17 protein-coding genes and 1 CRISPR repeat array (1 of these 18 running past the window's edge) are annotated in these 17,660 nt (G+C 65.3%); of the genes, 9 read left to right on the top strand and 8 right to left on the bottom strand.

Going from position 1 to position 17,660, the window contains the following annotated elements; translation table 11 throughout:
• Positions 1–318: direct repeats of the CRISPR family, unit length 29 nt; unit sequence GTTCGCTCCGCATACGCGGGGATGATCCG; it reaches 1,907 nt to the left of the window's first position.
• A gap of 796 nt (positions 319–1,114) precedes the next feature.
• Positions 1,115–2,998, top strand: a complete 1,884-nt coding sequence (locus JS533_RS07865; protein ID WP_241513885.1) for an FIVAR domain-containing protein — start codon at positions 1,115–1,117, stop codon at positions 2,996–2,998.
• A 211-nt stretch (positions 2,999–3,209) separates the two neighbouring features.
• On the opposite strand, the gene JS533_RS07860 is transcribed toward JS533_RS07865, so the two are convergent.
• Positions 3,210–3,665: a hypothetical protein gene (locus JS533_RS07860; RefSeq protein ID WP_241513884.1), complete on the bottom strand. Its 456-nt coding sequence runs from the start codon at positions 3,663–3,665 to the stop codon at positions 3,210–3,212.
• A 59-nt stretch (positions 3,666–3,724) separates the two neighbouring features.
• Complete coding sequence (locus JS533_RS07855; RefSeq protein WP_241513883.1) at positions 3,725–4,909, bottom strand: hypothetical protein; 1,185 nt, start codon at positions 4,907–4,909, stop codon at positions 3,725–3,727.
• Positions 4,910–4,937: 28 nt separating this feature from the next.
• Here JS533_RS07855 and JS533_RS07850 point away from each other — a divergent pair, with 28 nt between their 5' ends.
• Positions 4,938–5,171 carry a hypothetical protein gene (locus tag JS533_RS07850; protein WP_241513882.1) on the top strand — a complete coding sequence of 78 codons (234 nt, stop codon included), beginning with the start codon at positions 4,938–4,940 and terminating at the stop codon, positions 5,169–5,171.
• Between the two features lie 326 nt (positions 5,172–5,497).
• Complete coding sequence (locus tag JS533_RS07845; protein ID WP_338024172.1) at positions 5,498–6,994, top strand: tyrosine-protein kinase domain-containing protein; 1,497 nt, start codon at positions 5,498–5,500, stop codon at positions 6,992–6,994.
• 211 nt (positions 6,995–7,205) lie between these two features.
• Here JS533_RS07845 and JS533_RS07840 read toward each other — a convergent pair whose 3' ends face one another.
• The 6 genes from JS533_RS07840 to trxA all read right to left on the bottom strand — a co-directional run bounded on the left by JS533_RS07840 (position 7,206) and on the right by trxA (position 11,101).
• Positions 7,206–7,745, bottom strand: a complete 540-nt coding sequence (locus JS533_RS07840) for an arsenate reductase/protein-tyrosine-phosphatase family protein (protein ID WP_241513881.1) — start codon at positions 7,743–7,745, stop codon at positions 7,206–7,208.
• A 179-nt stretch (positions 7,746–7,924) separates the two neighbouring features.
• Positions 7,925–8,443, bottom strand: a complete 519-nt coding sequence (locus JS533_RS07835; protein ID WP_241513880.1) for a hypothetical protein — start codon at positions 8,441–8,443, stop codon at positions 7,925–7,927.
• A 332-nt stretch (positions 8,444–8,775) separates the two neighbouring features.
• Complete coding sequence (locus JS533_RS07830; protein ID WP_241513879.1) at positions 8,776–9,000, bottom strand: helix-turn-helix transcriptional regulator; 225 nt, start codon at positions 8,998–9,000, stop codon at positions 8,776–8,778.
• Positions 8,990–9,412, bottom strand: coding sequence for a hypothetical protein (locus JS533_RS07825; protein ID WP_241513878.1), 423 nt, complete (start codon positions 9,410–9,412; stop codon positions 8,990–8,992). The genes JS533_RS07830 and JS533_RS07825 overlap by 11 nt, the downstream gene beginning before the upstream one ends.
• A 166-nt stretch (positions 9,413–9,578) precedes the next feature.
• A complete protein-coding gene (locus JS533_RS07820; RefSeq protein ID WP_241513877.1) occupies positions 9,579–10,607 on the bottom strand; it encodes an aggregation-promoting factor C-terminal-like domain-containing protein in 1,029 nt (342 codons plus the stop codon).
• A gap of 119 nt (positions 10,608–10,726) precedes the next feature.
• Positions 10,727–11,101 (bottom strand): thioredoxin, encoded by a 375-nt coding sequence (gene trxA / locus JS533_RS07815; RefSeq protein ID WP_241513876.1) that lies wholly within the window; start codon positions 11,099–11,101, stop codon positions 10,727–10,729.
• Positions 11,102–11,278: 177 nt separating this feature from the next.
• Here trxA and JS533_RS07810 point away from each other — a divergent pair, with 177 nt between their 5' ends.
• The 6 genes from JS533_RS07810 to JS533_RS07785 form a co-directional block, all read left to right on the top strand.
• Positions 11,279–11,905: an NUDIX hydrolase family protein gene (locus JS533_RS07810; RefSeq protein WP_241513875.1), complete on the top strand. Its 627-nt coding sequence runs from the start codon at positions 11,279–11,281 to the stop codon at positions 11,903–11,905.
• Positions 11,906–12,046: 141 nt separating this feature from the next.
• Complete coding sequence (locus JS533_RS07805; protein WP_241513874.1) at positions 12,047–12,952, top strand: alpha/beta fold hydrolase; 906 nt, start codon at positions 12,047–12,049, stop codon at positions 12,950–12,952.
• Positions 12,953–12,985: 33 nt separating this feature from the next.
• Entirely contained in the window at positions 12,986–14,083 is a 1,098-nt protein-coding gene (gene nudC, locus JS533_RS07800; protein ID WP_241513873.1) for an NAD(+) diphosphatase, read from the top strand.
• Between the two features lie 39 nt (positions 14,084–14,122).
• On the top strand, positions 14,123–14,533 hold the full coding sequence (gcvH, locus tag JS533_RS07795; RefSeq protein WP_241513872.1) for a glycine cleavage system protein GcvH: 411 nt from the start codon (positions 14,123–14,125) through the stop codon (positions 14,531–14,533).
• Between the two features lie 55 nt (positions 14,534–14,588).
• The gene (locus JS533_RS07790) at positions 14,589–15,821 is read left to right on the top strand and encodes an App1 family protein (RefSeq protein ID WP_241513871.1); all 1,233 of its coding nucleotides are present in this window, start codon (positions 14,589–14,591) and stop codon (positions 15,819–15,821) included.
• Between the two features lie 42 nt (positions 15,822–15,863).
• Positions 15,864–17,660: S9 family peptidase (locus JS533_RS07785; RefSeq protein ID WP_241513870.1), on the top strand; the 1,797-nt coding region annotated here is incomplete at its 3' end.

The following is a 17,660-nucleotide window of genomic DNA, read 5'->3' as shown; positions in this document are numbered from 1 at the left end:
CGGGGATGATCCGAGGGCGGTGTATTCGTCGTGTTCCGCGGTGATGTTCGCTCCGCATACGCGGGGATGATCCGCTGGGTCTCCCAGATGGCGACGAACGCGAGGAGTTCGCTCCGCATACGCGGGGATGATCCGCAGCTCACGTCGGACGCGGCCACCGCCGCCAAGTCCGCTCCGCATACGCGGGGATGATCCGCAGACGATGGCGCTCACCGTATCGGCCGTGGCGTCCGCTCCGCATACGCGGGGATGATCTGGGCCGGGCGATCCCGGTGCTCGACTGGGAGAGATCCGCTCGGCATACGTGGGGATGATCCGGGTGCGATGATCCGTCCGGGAAGGACCGGTACGTCCGCTCTGCATCAGCGGGGATGATTCATGGTCGGCCTCCGCGACCGCATTGCCGCCACTGTGCGCTCCGCATACGCGGAGGGGGCGTGATCCGGCAAACCTTCAGCGCACCCATGACCGGTGTCTGCATGGTTTCGGTATTACGTTTTGCATGATGCAGTGCTGTTATGGCAGTGGTTTGTCATGCTTGGCCACTTCGGGCTTGTTCGTATGGGGTGTGCCGTGATCTGCTGTCACACAGTGTTGGAAAACACTCCTGCTGGCGAAGCGTGACAGCGTTGGTGTCATACTTCGTCCGAAAGAGGCGATATGGGTCGGGCATGGCAGGCGGTGTTTCATGGGATCCCAGTGATACCAACGATCAGCCGTCATATGGTCCGAAACTGTGCGCATGCTACGTGTCATGTCTTGCTGAAAGTCTTGGTTTTCGTGAAGGTGTGACATCGAATCATGCCACACTTGAACCATTCGCCCGTTTTCATACAAAGCGTGACAGCAGTCGAGCGGTACGATCTTCCGCAGCGAATATGGCTGGGGGGGGGTGTTCGCGACGCCGATGCGCATGGTCGCAAAAACGCATCGTCCGCTCCGCGTACGCGGGGATGAACCGCAAATGGGCCAGTTCAAGGGCCCGTCGGCAAGTCTGCTCCGCGTATGCGGGGTCGTTGCCGGTAAGTGATGCGTTAGGGGGTGGATAGTATGATGGCGGGAGGTTGTAGGGTTGCGGCGAAGCCGCGATATGACATGGGAATGGGTGTGCGCAGTGTTGGATGCTGAATGGCAGGGGCCGTCCGACGAGGACGGGGAGGATCCCGCGAAGGATGTCGATCTGAGCTTCCCGTCGGTCGACGGGGATGATGATCTGCCGGTTGCCGGTCCGAAATCGGCGGATTCCGGCAATCATGGGGCGCCGGAATGGGGTGCCCCGCTGCTCGACACGTCGACGGTCGATATGTCGGATGACATTCCGTCCGTGGAGATCCCGACCATCACCCTGCCTCCGACGCTGCAGGAAGGCGCCCGCAGAAAGCCGGCGCTGCCGGATCTGCCGCCGATCCCGCCGCTGGGTCCGGTCGTGAGTGAACATACGCCGGCATCATCGGAGGCGCCGACCCAGGCTCTCGCAACGGGGCCGGACAAACTGTCGGCAACCGTGCCGCTCCCGGCCGCCGACGCGGCGACGGAAGTTATACCGGCCGCACACGATGCGTCCGAGACGAAGCCGAACGTTCCGTCGGCCGACTCCTCAGCGTATTCCGTCGGGCATACGGACGATGGCCGGACCGGAGACGGTGCGGCCGACGGCGACCAGTCGACGACGGTCATCCCCGACGCCGGACTGCCGCTGACCCCGGGTGGCACGGTCGGAGCGGACGGACAGACGACCGCATGGGACGGCCGTGCGACGGCCGGCGACGCGGAGACGCGGATCATGCCCGGCATCGACGAGGCCGGCCAGCCCGGCGGCTCCGGCGACGATTTCACGCGAGCCGACGACATGCCCGTCGTCACGCCCACCGAAAGCGACGTGAAACCGGACGATTCGCTCACACGCGAACTTCCGTTCAATCCCAAGATCGTCATCGCCGCAGTGGCGTCGGCCGCGGTCGTCATCGCGCTCGTCGCCGGCGTGATCGTATGGAACAGCCGCCGAGGCGGCACGTCGGACGCCGACCGACTCGCCGCATGCAAGGCCGCATACTCCGACTACAGCGACGCGGCGAAGACGCTCGAAACGGCGCTCGCCGACGCAAAGACCGCGCAATCATACAAGGCCAGCCAAGTGGCCGACGCGACGACGCTGACCACGCTCAAACAGGCCGTCGCCGACGCGCAGAACATGGACGAAGTCAAACAGTGCGAAGCCGACCTGAGCGCCGGCGTACTCGTGCAGCGCACCGCGGCGGCCCGCACCGCGGCCGACACCGCCAACAGCGCGGCGCAGACGATCACGAACGCGACCAAGGCAGTGACCGACAGTTACGACAAGAAGACCGAAGCCGACCGTACCGCAGCCAAAAAGCAGCTGCAGAGCGCGGTCGACGACGCGCAGACACTGCTGACCGACAGCGAAGGCAACGTCGCGGACGACACGACGCGACAGGCGCTGCAGAAGGCGCTCGACACGGCGAACGCGCTGCTCAAGCAGAGCAAGCCCGACACCGAGGCGATGAAGAAGGCGCTCGCGGGACTGAAGACGGCCAGCGACGACGTGAACGCGTCCGTTGAGGCGGCGTCGGCCGGCACGGACGGCACCGGTACGGGCACTAACGGAGACGGGGCCGATAACGGCACGGGCACCGGTACGACGGGCACGGGCAACGGGTCTGGCACGACTGGATCGCAGTCGCAGCAGAACCAGACCCAGTCGAACGGCGGCTCCAACGGCGGCGGCACGTCCAACGGAGGTAGCTCCGGCAGCAACGGCAATACTGGCAACGGCGGCTCCAACAACTCCGGAGGCAACGGTTCCGCCAGCGACGGCACCATCGGCGGCGGCTCAGACAGCTCCGACAACAACACCTCCGATGGCGGCGGTACGGGCGACGGCGGCACCGACGCCGGCGAGAATGGCGGCTCCACCGACAACAACACCGACAGCGGTAACACCGACTGGGGCGAGGACAGCGGTCTGGCTCCGCAGTGATAGTTCCACAGTGACGGGGATGATCCGAACTTGTCGTTGAAATCGACTTCGGTCTGTTTGTCTGTTCCGCATACGCGGGGATGATCCGTCACCATCGCACAAACGCGCGAGTGGCGAGGCCCCATGGAAAGGGCCTCGCCACTCGCGCGTTTCCGTATGCGCTCTTTGCCGCATATGCGTCTGCGGACGCAGACAGAGATGAAGAGATGGCTTACTCCTCGACGGACTCGGACTTGTCGGCCTTCTTGCGGCCGCGGCGCTTCATGGTGCCGGACGTGGCGTCGGCGACGCTGAAGATGACGACCTTGTCGCTCTGGTAGGGGGTGCCGACGATGGACTCATAGGCGATCTCGCCTTCCGGAGCCTCCTGAAGGGTGAAATACTTGGAGACGGCGGCCACGACGGTGGCGTCCTTCACGCTGATCGACGCGACCTGCTTGCCGTCCGGCTTGCTGAACTTCACGGCGTTGTCGGACTTGGCGGTGGCCGGGGTGACGGCGATCTGCTTGGTGCGGTCGTTGATCAGCACCTTCGCGTACGTCGGGAAGCCGAGCGCCTCGGCGGTGGCCTTGTTGAAACGGATGGCGGAATCGGTGACGGTCAGAACGGTTTTGCCGAGCGGCTTGACCAGCTGGACCTCTTCAAAACCCTGCAGCAGGGATGCCATAATGACTCCTTTGATATGCGATCTGATGCGCGATCAAATAGCGTTGATAATGAACTCTTCTATTCTAAGCTATTATTCGCCGCATATTCGCGGGAATACGATATTGATTTGCGATCCGGAACATTTCCGGGCGCATTCCCGAACGTATTCCCGGATACATTTCCGGACAAATTCCCGGATATCGTCCCAGACGTCGTCACGCCCCACAAAAATAACGGAATCGCATAAAACGCATAGGATTCGAACTGCACATACAGATATGCGACCAGCACCATCCAGCATATGGTCCGGCGATTCCACGCGTGAAGCCGCGTCACATGCAACACCACCAGCAGCAGGAACGCGGCAAAGCACAGCACGCCGAATTCGGTGATGAAGCTCGCGTAGGCGCTCATCGTGAACGTATCCGCAGGAGGATTGGCCAAACCGTCGATCTCCTCGCTGGACATGCCGCCATGCGCGTCATACCAGCGCCGCGCGCCCGCATACCCGGTGCGCACCGCGTCGGAGATATTGCCCGCGCCCCAGCCGAACAGCAGATGCGTTACATCATGCTTCCATGCCCACATGGGTGCCAGCATATGGAAAATGCGCGCGCTCATCGAACCGTCTCCGGACAGCAGCCCCTTCGTCGCCAGCGCGTTCAACCGCTCGTCGAATACCAGTGCGCTCGTGCATCCCGCGGCCATCAGGCATAGCGCGCCGACGAATCCGGCAGTCACCTTGCGCGAACGGAAATTCACGGTGCCGACGATCCACAGAAACGCGGCGATGATCGAATCCAGCACGATGCGCGTGCCCGAACCCATCGCGATCGCGGCGATCGCAAACGTGGGCACCAGTATGCCGACGCGACGGTCGCGCGTCAGCCAGTACACCGGCAGCAGCACGCCGAACAGATGCATGCCGATGTAACTGGGTTCGGCGAACAGGAATTGCGGTCTGACCGACGAATAATACCGGTAGATCAGATTCCAGAAATACAAGCGCACCGGCTGCCAATTCCACATACGCGCCAGCGAGACATACTGCAATATGCCGGTACCCAACGCAAGCACATACGCGGCGAACAATGTGGTCAGCAACGTGCGCACCGGCAGTCTTTTCAATCGAATGCCGATATCCAACGATGCGAGACATAACAGGCACAACAGCACCGACAGCAGCGACTTGGCCAGCGCCGAGGGGTGCACGCCGATCGTTCGCCAGCCGTAGAACGACATCAGAACCAACAGCAGCGGCATCAGAAACAGCGGCAGGAACCGGCGCACGGTGTCTCGCAGATACCGAGCGTTCAATATCGCGTACGCGGCGAACAGCCACGGCGAGACCGGCGTCCAATACGGCAGCGGTACGCCGAGCTTGGTGCCGTCGAACGGAAGCGTCGCCACGGCCGCGAACATCAGCAGGTCGGACGGCGTGACGGTGATGCGGGACACCGTGGCCGTAAGCGCGCCGGCCGGCAGATCGGCGATGCGCGCGGCGGACGGCGCGGCGGACGTCTGAGGTGTAGTGGAGGACATGCGTTGGTTCCTTCCGGTTGATTGCCGTGAGCCACTGTACCAAGCGAATGTGAGGTAGGGGCAGGTAAGCCGGGGAGATCCGGCAGAGCCGCCGAGCCGTCATGCACGGCCGACGGGTGCGACTACCCCTCGGTCAGCTTCGCTGACAGTTCCCCTGGCAAGGGGAGCCGAGGCTCCGCCGGCATTATTGCGTGGCGGCGGGATCATGGCCGGCGGTGCACAAAGTGGAATGTAACGGTAAGGGGGTACATGCATGTTGATACGATGGGCTACGTTTTGTGTGCATAGTTACTGAAGAGGGAGAACCTCGTGGTTTCCGCAGAAAAAAACGAACCGGTGCAGGCCCAGCTGCCGGCAGAAGCCGTGGAGTCACGTGACGGCGGCGTCACGCTCATGGATCTGCTGCGCATCATCCGCAAGCATCTCATCTCGGCCATCATCACGTTCGTTGTGGTATTCGCGGCCGTGTGCGCGTACACGCTGCTCGTGCCGCCGAAGTACTCGGCCACGGCGCAGGTGTTCGCCACCTACAACCAGACCGTCGCCAACAGCGAGGACATCTCCTCCGTCAACAACGCGAGCTCGTACATCTCCAACCAGATCAAGTCGTACCCGACGCTGACCACCACCGAAGCGGTCCTGCAGCCCGTCATCGACGATCTTGGACTGAACCTGACGGTCGCCCAGCTCGGCCAGCAGCTGACCGTCACCAACCCGACCAACACGGCGTTCGTCAACATCACCGTCGAGGACGACTCGCCGCAACAGTCGGCCACGATCGCGAACGAAGTCGCCAAGTCGCTGCAGAGCGTCGTGCAGAACTCGCTGTACGACTCCACTCAGAAGTCTCCGGTCAAGCTTTCGATCGTGCAGCAGGCCACCGAACCGACCTCGCCGAGCTCGCCGAAGGTGGCGCTCAACATGGCGATCGGCCTGGTCGTCGGCGCGATCCTCGCCGTGTTCGTCGCGCTCATCCGCGATCTGCTGTCCACCAAGGTGCAGGAGGCGCACGATCTGCAGGAGATCATCGACGCGCCGATCATGGGCCGCATCCCCGACGACGAGTCGCTCAAGCAGCCCGTGCCGGTGATCGTGTCCGCACCGAGCAGCTCCATCGCCGAGGAATACCGCCGCGTGCGCACCAACCTGTCGTTCACCTCGCCGGTCGAGGGCACCAACGCGCGACTGATCGTCATCTCGTCCGTCAGCCCGAACGAAGGCAAGACCACCACCTCGGCGAACATCGCCGCCACGCTCGCCGAGAACGGCGCGAGCGTGCTGCTCATCGACGCCGACCTGCGCCATCCGTCCGTGGCCGACAAGCTGTCGCTCGAAGGCAACGCGGGCCTGGCGCACGTGCTGTCCGGACAGGCGTCCGTCAAGGACGTCGTGCAGCGCTACTGGAAGCCGAACCTGCACATCATGCCCGCCGGCCCGAAGCCGCCGAACCCGTCCGCGCTGCTCAACTCCAAGACCATGAAGGAGCTGATCCGTCAGGCGCTCACCCAGTACGACTACGTGATCATCGACACCTCGCCGATGATCGTCGCCAACGACGCCGCCGTGTTCGGCGCGATGGGAGGCGGCATCGTGCTCGTTTCCGGCCGCGACGTGACCGACAAGCGCGAGCTGCGCGACATCGCCTCCCAGCTGGACAACCTTGGCGTGTCGGTGACCGGATTCGTCTTCAACTTCGCCAAGGAAGGCAAGAAGACCAGCAGCTACGGCAACTACTACTATGACGACGACGAGACGACGCAGCACCGCAAGAGCGGCAAGCGCCGGGCGTCGGCGAAGAAGAAGTAGCGATTCTTCCTATAAATGCAGGAGGCCCCCTCTCCGGGATTGGAGAGGGGGCCTCCTGCATCTTTGAGGAATCGCGCTGCCGCGCGATGCTGTTTACTGGCGGCCTGCGGTCGCGGAGCTCCCCCAGTCACGCTCTTCGCGTGACAGCCCCCTCAGTGAGGGGGCCGAGGCTCCGCCAGCACGGCATCGCGCGTAGCGGATTCCGAGATGGTTACTTGGTGGTGTTGGCGATGATGGTGAGGGCCTGGCAGATCTGGTCGTGGGCCTTCTGGAAGACGGGGAACTCCTTGCGGTGCGGGTCTTCGATGGTCAGCGGGGCGGGCAGCATCGGGCGGATCATCGAGGCGTTGTCGATGACCGACTCAAGTCGTTCGGGCTGCGTGGAGCCCTCCAGATAGCCCTGCTGGGCGCAATACGTGCACATGTTCGCGAAGTCGGTCAGCAGGAACGTGCGGCGGCCCGCACGCGGCGCGATCGTGGCGATGTCCTGCCGCTGGTGGGGCTCGAAGCACAGGATGAGATCGGCGTCGTTCGCGAGCTGCGGCGTGATGCGCTTGGACCGGAACGCGCTCGAGTCGATGCCGTCGGCCGCCAGCAGCTTGGCGCTGGACGGGTCGATCTCATGGTCGATCAGGCCGCGCGTGCCGGCGCTGTCGGCGGTGATGGACGGATCTGCGAAATAGCGGGGGAGCAGCAGCTCTCCCATCGGGGAACGGCAGATGTTGCCGGTGCAGACAAACAGTACTTTCATGGTTTCACCATACTATTCGTGTCGTGGCGGATCGTTCGGGAATCGCCTGAATGATCGCTGAAGTTTGCCGGAAGCGTACAGGCGGGGGGGGGTGACGGGTGCAAACGGAGGCATACAAAAAGACCCCGAGCAAGCCCGGGGTCTTCGAATCAGTTCAGATCAGCCGATGCTGGATGAATTCAGCGAACGGAGGTCTTGCGCACGGCGAAGACGGCGATGCCAGCGGCGGCCAGCAGGGCGACGGCGACGGCGTACGGAGCGATGGCGGCGCCGGTCTCGGCGGTGGTCGGAGCGCCGTCGGTGCCGTAACCGGTGCCCTCACCGGTGGCCGGAGCGGTCACGGAAACGGTGTAGGTCTTGCCGGAGGTCAGGCCCTTGACGGTGTAGGTCGCGGTGTAGCCCTTGGCCAGAGCAGCGTCGGTGAGGGTCAGCTTGATGACGGCGGAGCCATCGGCGTGAGCGTTGCCGGTGTAGGTCTTGTCGGCGGCGAAGGTGACGTTGGAGACGTAGGTGTCGTCCACGGTGATGGACAGCTCCTCGTTGGCGGCGAAGGTGCCGGCCGGAGCGGACAGGGTGACGACGTTGCCGGACACGGTGCCGGTCAGGCCGTAATCGTCAGCCATGGCGACGCTGGAAGCGAAGCCGAAACCGAAAACAGTGGCGATGGCGGCCAGCAGGGCCACGATCTTCTTCTTCATAATGAACCTCCACAAAAACTGGTGTGCATCAGCACGAAGTCCTTAAGTTTCCCCAATTCCTTGGTGCTGCGGATCACTATACTCATCTCCGCGACCGTTGCAAGCACTGGGTTTCCGCAGGAACGGGGGTATGTGACATCTGCGTCACACGAGGTGACAACGGCATCACGCGATGCGACAACGTCCGCACATGGCGATGTTGCGGCAGTTTTTGTACGAATCGTTGGAATTCCAACGATTCCGTGTGAACGCGCGATGAATTTCGACGAAAATGCCCCGCGACACGCCGAAGAAGGCGCATCACGGGGCGAGATGACCGCATAATGAACGGATTATTTGGCGGCGGGGGAGGAGCCGTCGGTCTCGTCGTCGAAACTGAACAGGTCCTCCACGGTGGTGTCGAAGATCCTGGCGATGTCCATCGCGAGCCTGAGCGACGGACAGTACTGGCCCTGCTCGAGGCGGCCGATCGTCTCGCGGCGCACGTTGACCAGATCCGCGAGATCGGACTGCTTCATCCCGCGTTCCATGCGGTGCAGCTTGAGACTAGTCCTCATCGTCGCCCCCGTGCAGGCCGTCGGACTCCAGCCACAGGTAGCGCGCGTCCGACAGCGACAGCGCGAGCATCGCCAGCGTCGGCAGCAGCATCGGGCTGACGTTCCACGGCGCGTGCATCGCCAGCGACGAGATCATGCCGGCGAATCCGATGATCGTAAGCGCGCCGACCAGCGTCATGAACGAGAAACGCACCGCCGCGTACTGGTGGCGGTCCGACAGTTCGTCCGTGCGCGGATTGCTGCGGTTGAACATCGTGATCACCACGATCTCGCCGACGATCCACAGCAGCGCGATCACGCCGGTGACCAGGAATCCGGCCAGATCGTTCTTGACGAACACGAGCACGGCGCAGGAGATCGCGCCGACGATCTCGAGCGCCATCCTGAAGGCGATGTAGCGGTTGAATGTCATGGGGCCCTCCTTGGTAAGGCTGGTACGGGGGCATTGAGTTCCTACGGTAGCACTTCGGCGGCGGATGCGAGCGGACGCGAGCGGATGTGAACGGATACGAAAAGGGGCCGTCGACGGATGACGACGGCCCCTCGGCGACGATCGTGGGATCTGGAAAGACGCGGGATCAGTACCAGTTGTTGGCTACCCAGAAGTTGTACGCGCCCTGGATCGAACCGTAGCGGCTGGCGCAGTAGCTCCAGAACCACTTGAGCTGTGTCTGGTAGTTCGTGGCCCAGTCGGAGCCGGCGGAGGCCATCTTGCTGCCCGGCAGCGCCTGCGCGAGGCCGTATGCGCCGGACGCGGCGTTCGTGGCGTTCACACGCCAGCCGGACTCGTGGCTGATGATGTACACGGTGGCCGTGAAGTCGGATTCCGAATAGCCGTTCGCGAGCAGATAGTCGTGCGCCCACTGCTGCATGTCGCCCACAGGCGTGGTGGTGCCGATCACCGAGGCGGTGTCGGACGCGGCGTTCGATTCGGTCTCGGCCGTGGTGTCGACGCCGGTGCCCACCAGGATCACCTTGTCGACCGGGGCCTTCTTGACGTACGAGGTGAACACGTTGGACGAGACGACCGTGTCGCCGGAGCGGGTGACCAGGCTCGTGATCTCCATCACGCCCTTCTGGCCCTCCGTCTCGACCTTCTCGGTGCCCTTGGGCAGGTCGTCGGTCTCCTTCTTGACCGTGTTGAACGCGATCGGCTCCTGGCTGGTCTCCACCTGCGTGCCGGCGCGCTCGATGGTGATCACCGTGGATTCGCTGACCTCGCTGGTCAGCGACGGGCTCACCTTGTCGTCCGGCTCGAGCGTGATGTCGCCCGCGTCCAGCACGGACTTGACGTCGGTGAAGTGGTAGCCGAGCACCGTGCGCGACTGGCCGTTGACCTTCACCGTGACGTAGGAGGCGTTCTTGTCGGCGTGGCGCAGCGCCTCACGCGAGACGCCACGGGACACCTCGAGGGCGTCCGAGTCGGTCGCCGAATACGAGGACACCTGCGACGTGCCCGAGGCGCGATGCTCGGCGACGTAGAAGTTGCGGGAGATGAAGCCGGCCCCGGCAAACATGCCCACTGCAGCGAGGATCGCCGTGAACTTGATCCACTGACGTTTGCTCAACGACCTCAACGTGGGCGTCTGTCTGCGGTGATTGGCCATAGTGCTCCTTGGACGATCGGATAATGCTTGCCGGCTTGCCGTACGACGGTGGACTGGCACACTGCTGACCAGTGTAGTCCGCGCGTCGGATGAAGGTCGAAACCGGCGGAATGCCGGGCTTACTCGGCGGCCGGCTCCTGCGCGGCCGGCTCGGACTCGCCCTGCGCGTTCACATCGAGGCCACGGGCCTGCGCGATCAGGTCGTCCAGGTCGGAGGCGCGAAGGGCGCCGGCCTGCTTGAAGATGACCTGGCCCTTCTTGGCGATCATCAGCGTCGGCACGGCCTGGATGCCGGCCGCGGCCGCGAGCTCCTGGTTCTCGTCGATGTCGACCTTGGCGAACACGATGTCCGGATTCGCCTCGCTCGCCTTCTCGAACACCGGGCCGAACGCGCGGCACGGGCCGCACCACGTGGCCCAGAAGTCGACGAGCACCAGCTCGTTGTCCGAGATCGTCTGCTCGAAATCCTTCGTGGTGACTGCAACGGTTGCCATGACTCTTTTCTCCTTAATGCTGGGGGATATGCTCCATTACCCCTATGGGCATAGCTTGACACCAGCATGTCAGCACCACTCAACAACTTCCACCCAAAGCCGAAAAACCAGTGTGTCGCGTTTCGCTGTGCGAGGCGAGCGCGCGCCGCGCAACGAAAGCGGGTGATAATGGGAGCCATGCCAGTCTTGAATGATGAGGTGCCCGACGAGGGCGACTTCGACGCGGGCCGCCGCCGCGGGGAATTCGACAACATCACGCCCGAGGATTTCATCCACGGCACCGGCCACGGGAACCCGCCCGGATGGCTCGGCCGCGCCGACATCGACCGCGCGCGCCGGCAGATGCCGATCGCGTACGTCGAGATCGTGCCGGTGCGCACCGACGACCTCGGCCGCGTCGCGCAGGTCGGGTCGCTGCTGCGCGTCTCCGACGACGGGTCGATCGAACGCACGCTGATCACCGGCCGCGTGCTCTTCCACGAGACGCTGCGCGAGGCGATCGCCCGCAACGTGGCCAAGGACTTGGGCGACATCGCGCTGCCGGTGCTGCCGCAGAGCCTGCAGCCGTTCTGCGTGGCCGAGTTCTTCCCGACCCCGGGAGTCAGCGAATACTACGATCCACGCCAGCATGCGATCGCCCTGTGCTACGTGGTGCCGATCGCCGGCGACTGCAAGCCGCAGGACGAGACGCTCGACGTCGAATGGGTCGACCCGCACGGCGACATGATGGAAACGTTCATCGGCCAGATGGTCAACGGTCACGGCGACATCGTCCGACGGGCGCTGGCATGGCTAGGGCGTTAAACAGACAGTCCAGTGGACTGTCTGTAGCCCTAGCCTGAGCGAGCCGATAGGTGAGCGAAGGCAGGTTGAGTCTCGCCGTAAGGCGAGTCCTTGATTGCAGGGCCGGAGGCGGGCCGTTAAACGGAGAGCAGCATGACATTGATGACATTTCAACTGAACAACACCGTGTACCGTGACGGCGACGGCCTGTCCGCGCCGCTGGTGCTCGTCCACGCATTCCCGGTGGACCACCGCATGTGGGACGACTGCGCGGCCGAGATCATCCGGCAGGCCGACGCGGCCGGACTGCCGCGCTTCGCCGTATGGGCGCCCGACATGCCCGGCGCCGGAGACGGTCCGATCCCGGGACTGGACGAGACCGCCGGCGTGCCGGTCGGTCCCGACGCGGCCTCGTCCGTGGCGCTCGCCGCCGGTGGCGCGGCTACGGACGGCGCGTACGAGCATGCGCTTGACCTGCTGGCCGACGCGTACGTCGCGCTGCTGCACGAAGCCGGATACGAGAAGGCCGTATGGGTCGGCCTGTCGATGGGCGGCTACGTGATCCTCGACATCCAGCGACGCCATCCGGACGCCGTGGCCGGATTCGCGATGTGCGACACGAAGGGCGACGCCGACGCGCCGGCGCAGCGTGCGAACCGCGTGCGCGTGGCCGCGGCGTGCGAAAACGGCCATACGGTCGATCCGGTGATGCATTTCGCCGACGCGACCGACGCGGATTCCAGCTTCAAACGCTCGACGGAAGGCAGGGAGCTGTTCACGCGGTGGATCCGCGGCCAGCGGCCCGAAGGCGTCGCCTGGCGGCAGCGCATGGCCGCCGGACGTCCCGATCTCAACGACCAGCTGCCGCTCGTCACGGCCCCGGCCGCGGTCGTCGGCGGCGACCGCGACCCGTTCAGCCCGCCGGCCGTCATGCGCGCCGTCGCGGACGCGATGACCGGCACGGACGTCACCTACACCGAAATCGCCGACTGCGGCCATTTCAGCGCGACCGAGCATCCCGCCACCGTCGCGGCGGCGCTCGTCGACCTCATGCGACGCGTCGACTGAACGACGGAAATCATCGGAAGGAAGTACAACAGCATGTTTTCACCGCTGGCGCTCACCCAGGCGCTGCCGTTCCTGCCGCTCGCGCAAGGCGACATCGACTATCAGACCGAACGGCGCGGCGAGCCGAACCTGATCGGCACGCTGCTCGCCGAGCCGACCACCAAGGTCGTGCTCACCCGCGAGGGGCGCATCGCCGTGCCCAAGGGTCAGGGCGCGATCGTCGACTACGAGAACGTGCACATGCGTCTCGCCACGCTGCCGGGTGCGTACATGGGCGCGGAACTCGCCGCCCATCCGCAGGCAGTCGCCATGTTCCTCGGCGGATACGGCGGTGAACGCGACGAGCACGTCGTCGCCGTCGACATCACCCGCATCGAGACCTCGGCGGATACGGCGCGTCCGAACGTGCCGGATTCGGCCGGCAACGGCGCGGACGACGCGTTCGACGAACAGCCGGCCGCACGGTCGGCGGCCGCGGAGCATCCGAGCCTGCTCGAACAGGCCGTCCGGCGCTTCGACTGGGTCGACCTGCGCGGGTTCGCGCCGCACGCCTCCGCGCGCGAGGCCGGCCAGGCGACCAACGCGATCACGCTGAGCATCTGGCACAACCGGCAGCGGTTCTGCCCGACCTGCGGCGCGCCGGTCGAGACCGCGATGGGCGGCTGGGCGCAGCGCTGCACGAACGAGGCGGACGGTCGACGCCTGCTGTTCCCGCGCGTCGAGCCGGCCGTGATCACCGCGATCGTCGACGGCGAGGACCGGCTGCTGCTGCAGCACAACAAGGCATGGAAGGACGCGCGGCTGTACTCGGTGTCCGCGGGATTCGTGGAGGCCGGCGAAAACCTCGAGCATGCGGCCCGCCGCGAGGCGCTCGAGGAGGTCGGCCTGAAGCTCGGCGAAGTGCGCTACCTCGGCTCGCAGCCGTGGCCGTTCCCCGCCTCGCTGATGATGGCGTTCAAGGCGCACGCGCTCACCACCGACGTGCACGTCGACGGCGAGGAGACCGTGACCGCCCGCTGGGTGACCCGCGACGAATACACGGCCGAACTGGTCTCCGGCCGCATGGTCGCGCCGGGCAAGGCCACGATCGCGCGGTACATGATCGAGGAATGGTATGGGCGCGAGCTGTAGGGGCGCGCTCGCGAGCCGGGTGTTCGTAAGGTAGGGTAGATGACCATGAGCGAAAACAACGAAGAGCAGCCGCTGAACCTCGAGGTTCCCGACCATCTGTCGTATTCCGAGGAGCATGCGTGGGTGGACGAATCCGTCTCGCCCGCGCTCGTCGGCATCACCGAATACGCGGCCAACCAGATGGGCGAACTCGTGTTCGTCGACCTGCCCGAGCCGGGGGAGCGCGTCGAGGCCGGCGACGAGATCGTCGAACTCGAGTCGGCCAAGGCCGTCCAGCCGCTGATCTGCCCGGTCTCCGGCACCGTGCGATACGTGAACCGCGAAGCCGCCGACGATCCGAGCGTGATCACCAACGATCCGTACGGCGAGGGCTGGATCCTCAAGATCGAACTCGACGACGACGAGCCGGACCTGCTCACCGCGGACGAGTACGCGAAACTGACCAAGTAGCGCTCAGCGGCCGGCCGTAACCGCTTTAGCGGCGGTGGGCGGTATAGTTCGGGGTATGAGCAGGCAACAGCGCATACCGAACACGACGCCCGCCGCCGACGCGACGGACGAGGACGAGATGGCGACCGTGCCGATTCCGGCACGACGGGTCGTCACCACCTTCGACGCCGCGTCGAAGCACGAGCGCATCGAGAACAAGCCGCTGCCCGTGCAGGCCACGCGCCGCATCATCACCAACACGTTCGGCCTGTGGGTGCGCTTCTCCACGCAGGTCGTTCGGCGATGGGGCTGGTATCCGAACGTCGAACCGTACGTCGGCTACGGCACCGAGGACTACTCCCGACTGATCTGCCGCACCGTCTACGCGCCCGAACACGCGCAGTCCGGCGCGCTCACGCGCGGCATCCGCGGCATGCTCACCGTGCCGGCGCCCCGCCAGCAGGTGCGCATCGCCATCGACGGCAATCCGCTGACCACCGTGCAGGTCGGCAAATCCGAAACGTACGACCGCGTCGACCACAGCCGCGATCTCGACAGCGAATACGCGATCTCCGACTCGAGCGGCTACCTTGATCTGGTGGCCGAACACCGGCTCGAACCGGGCGTGCACCGCGTCTCCTATAAGGTGCGCCGGCGCAAAACCGTGCAGGCCAACCTGTTCACCGTGCCCTCGACCGCGCGCGTGGGCATCATCTCCGACGTGGACGACACGATCATGATCACGCAGGCGCCCACATTGTGGAAGGCCGCGTACAACCTGCTGCTGCTCAACCCGAAGAAGAAGGCCTCCGTGCCGGGCATGAGCGTGCTGTTCACCAAACTCGCCGACCTGTTCCCCGACGCGCCGTTCTTCTACCTGTCCACCTCGCCGTGGAACGTCGAAAGCTCCATCCGTCACTTCATCGAGGACCACGGCTTCCCCGAAGGGCCGCTGCTGCTGCGCGACCTCGACCCGCGCCCCAAGACCTTCGTGCCCACCGGGCCGCAGCACAAGCTCGAATTCGCCGAACAGCTCATGGCCGACTTCCCGGACATGAAGTTCATCCTCATCGGCGACGACGGGCAGAAGGACCCCACCACGTATGCGACGATCACCCGCCGCTATCCGGGCCGCGTGCTCGCCATCGCGATCCGGCAGCTCAGCCCGCGCGAATCGTCGCCGCTGTCGTCGGTGGCCGGAGTGACGGCCACGCAGCCGGTGCCGGTGACCGACGTCCCCGTGTTCATGGGCACCACCGGGTCGAACCTGATGAAGACGATGCTGCCGTACCTGCGCGAGCGTTGCTGACCGGCGGAAGGCCGGGACGGGCGCGCATTACAATGGGCGCTCATGACTGACGAAGAGAAGATCACCGCTCCGACCGCTCCAACGGGGCCGGATACGCCGGCCGTGCCGCCGGAGGCCAGGCGCGTGCCGCACGCGCGCACGTTCCACGGCGACACGTTCATCGACCCGTACGAGTGGATGCGCGACAAGGAATCGGCCGACGTGCGCGACTACGTGGCCGCGCAGAACCGCTACTGCGAGACGCGCATGGCGGGGCTCGCCGGGCTGCGCGCCACGCTGTTCGACGAGCTCAAGTCGCGCATCCAGCAGACCGACATGTCCGTGCCCACGCGCATGGACGGCTACTGGTACTTCGTGCGCACCGTAGAAGGACAGCAGTACGGCTACCAGTGCCGCATCCCCGTGCGTTCCGACGACGACTGGGATCCGCCGGTGATCGACCCGGCGAGCGAACCCGGCTCGATGCCCGGCGAACAGATCATCTTCGACGCGAACCGCGAGGCCGAAGGCCACGACTTCTTCCGGCTCGGCGGCATGGATCTGAGCCGCGACGGCCGGTGGATGCTCTACGGCGTGGACACCGCCGGCGACGAGCGCTACGACTTCCGCATCCGCGACCTCGAAACGGGCGAGGAGCTGCCCGAGCGTCTTGACGGCATCGCCGGCGCGTGCTTCACGCCCGACGGCAGGTGGGTGTTCTACACGTTGCTCGACGACGCGTGGCGACCGTACGCGATCCGACGTCACCAGGTCGGCACGCCGGTTTCGGCGGACGCGGAGGTGTATCGCGAGGACGACGAACGTTTCTGGGCCGGCGTGGGCATGAGCTTCGACGAGCGCAGCATCGTGATCGGCACCGGGTCCAAAACCTCGACCGAAGTGTGGATGCTGTCCGCGGACGATCCCGAAGGCGAGTTCTCCGTGTTCATCCCGCGCGAGCCCGACATCGAATACGACGTGAGTTTCGCCTGCTTCGAAGGGGCGGGGGAGCACGGCGAGGACGTGCCGCTCGCGGTCGTCTACCACAACGCAACCAATCCGAACTTCGAGATCGACGTGATCGACATGCGGTCGCACAAGCCGCCGTACCGACTCGGCGAAGGCGTGACGGTGGCTGTCGGCTCGCCGTACGGCTGCGAGCGCGGCGACGACGTCGAAGCTGGTGCAAGCGCGCGACCCGTCGGCGCGGGGTATGCCAATCCGAAGAATCCGGCCATCCTGCAGGGCGCGCACGGACTGGCGATCGAGGGCATCGCCATCCACCGTCATTTCGTCGCGCTCTCGTACCGCACCGACGGGCTGCCGCACGTCGCCGTGATGACCAAACGTCAGGCGGCGGCGGACTTTCTCGCCGGTCGCCCGTGGTCGTTCCGTGAGCTGACGCCGCCCGCGCTGGACGGCGACTGGGACGTCGATCCGGTCGTCGACGAGGCCGAATCGTCGGCCGCGCTGACCGGCGATGATGCGGCCGGACCGCATGCGCATCGCGGTGCGGGCGAGGACGGCGCGGACGTGCCGTCGTCCGGCGATCCGTCGCACGACGGTCCGGCGATGGTGACGACGTGGGACGGCGCGGCCGACGACCTGCTGCCCGGCGAGACGCGACGGCTGTACTCGATCGGGACGTCCGGCAATCCGTCGTATGACGCGCCGCGCGTGCGCTACGCGTTCTCCAGCTACACGCGGCCCGGCGAACTGCATGAGATCGACCCGGCGACCGGCGAGGACCGGCTGCTCAAACGATCCACCGTGCTCGGCGACTTCGATCCGCGCGACTACATGGAGCGCCGCGTGTGGATCACCGCGCGCGACGGCGAGCAGATCCCCGTCTCGCTCGCG

Origin of the sequence: Bifidobacterium amazonense, assembly GCF_018555435.2 — a bacterium.
Lineage (GTDB): Bacteria > Actinomycetota > Actinomycetes > Actinomycetales > Bifidobacteriaceae > Bifidobacterium > Bifidobacterium amazonense.
The sequence above is the reverse complement of the archived record's forward strand: the minus strand, read 5'-3'. Positions and strand labels throughout refer to the sequence as shown.

What these genes read in the sequence shown, in the direction of transcription:
- JS533_RS07860 (WP_241513884.1), bottom strand. Translation starts at nt 3,665, where the DNA reads ATGGCATCCCTGCTGCAGGGTTTTGAAGAGGTCCAGCTGGTCAAGCCG.
- JS533_RS07805 (WP_241513874.1), top strand. Translation starts at nt 12,047, where the DNA reads ATGACATTTCAACTGAACAACACCGTGTACCGTGACGGCGACGGCCTG.
- JS533_RS07835 (WP_241513880.1), bottom strand. Translation starts at nt 8,443, where the DNA reads ATGAAGAAGAAGATCGTGGCCCTGCTGGCCGCCATCGCCACTGTTTTC.
- nudC (WP_241513873.1), top strand. Translation starts at nt 12,986, where the DNA reads ATGTTTTCACCGCTGGCGCTCACCCAGGCGCTGCCGTTCCTGCCGCTC.
- trxA (WP_241513876.1), bottom strand. Translation starts at nt 11,101, where the DNA reads ATGGCAACCGTTGCAGTCACCACGAAGGATTTCGAGCAGACGATCTCG.
- JS533_RS07820 (WP_241513877.1), bottom strand. Translation starts at nt 10,607, where the DNA reads ATGGCCAATCACCGCAGACAGACGCCCACGTTGAGGTCGTTGAGCAAA.
- JS533_RS07830 (WP_241513879.1), bottom strand. Translation starts at nt 9,000, where the DNA reads ATGAGGACTAGTCTCAAGCTGCACCGCATGGAACGCGGGATGAAGCAG.
- JS533_RS07825 (WP_241513878.1), bottom strand. Translation starts at nt 9,412, where the DNA reads ATGACATTCAACCGCTACATCGCCTTCAGGATGGCGCTCGAGATCGTC.
- JS533_RS07840 (WP_241513881.1), bottom strand. Translation starts at nt 7,745, where the DNA reads ATGAAAGTACTGTTTGTCTGCACCGGCAACATCTGCCGTTCCCCGATG.
- gcvH (WP_241513872.1), top strand. Translation starts at nt 14,123, where the DNA reads ATGACCATGAGCGAAAACAACGAAGAGCAGCCGCTGAACCTCGAGGTT.
- JS533_RS07810 (WP_241513875.1), top strand. Translation starts at nt 11,279, where the DNA reads ATGCCAGTCTTGAATGATGAGGTGCCCGACGAGGGCGACTTCGACGCG.
- JS533_RS07855 (WP_241513883.1), bottom strand. Translation starts at nt 4,909, where the DNA reads ATGCCGCTGCTGTTGGTTCTGATGTCGTTCTACGGCTGGCGAACGATC.
- JS533_RS07790 (WP_241513871.1), top strand. Translation starts at nt 14,589, where the DNA reads ATGAGCAGGCAACAGCGCATACCGAACACGACGCCCGCCGCCGACGCG.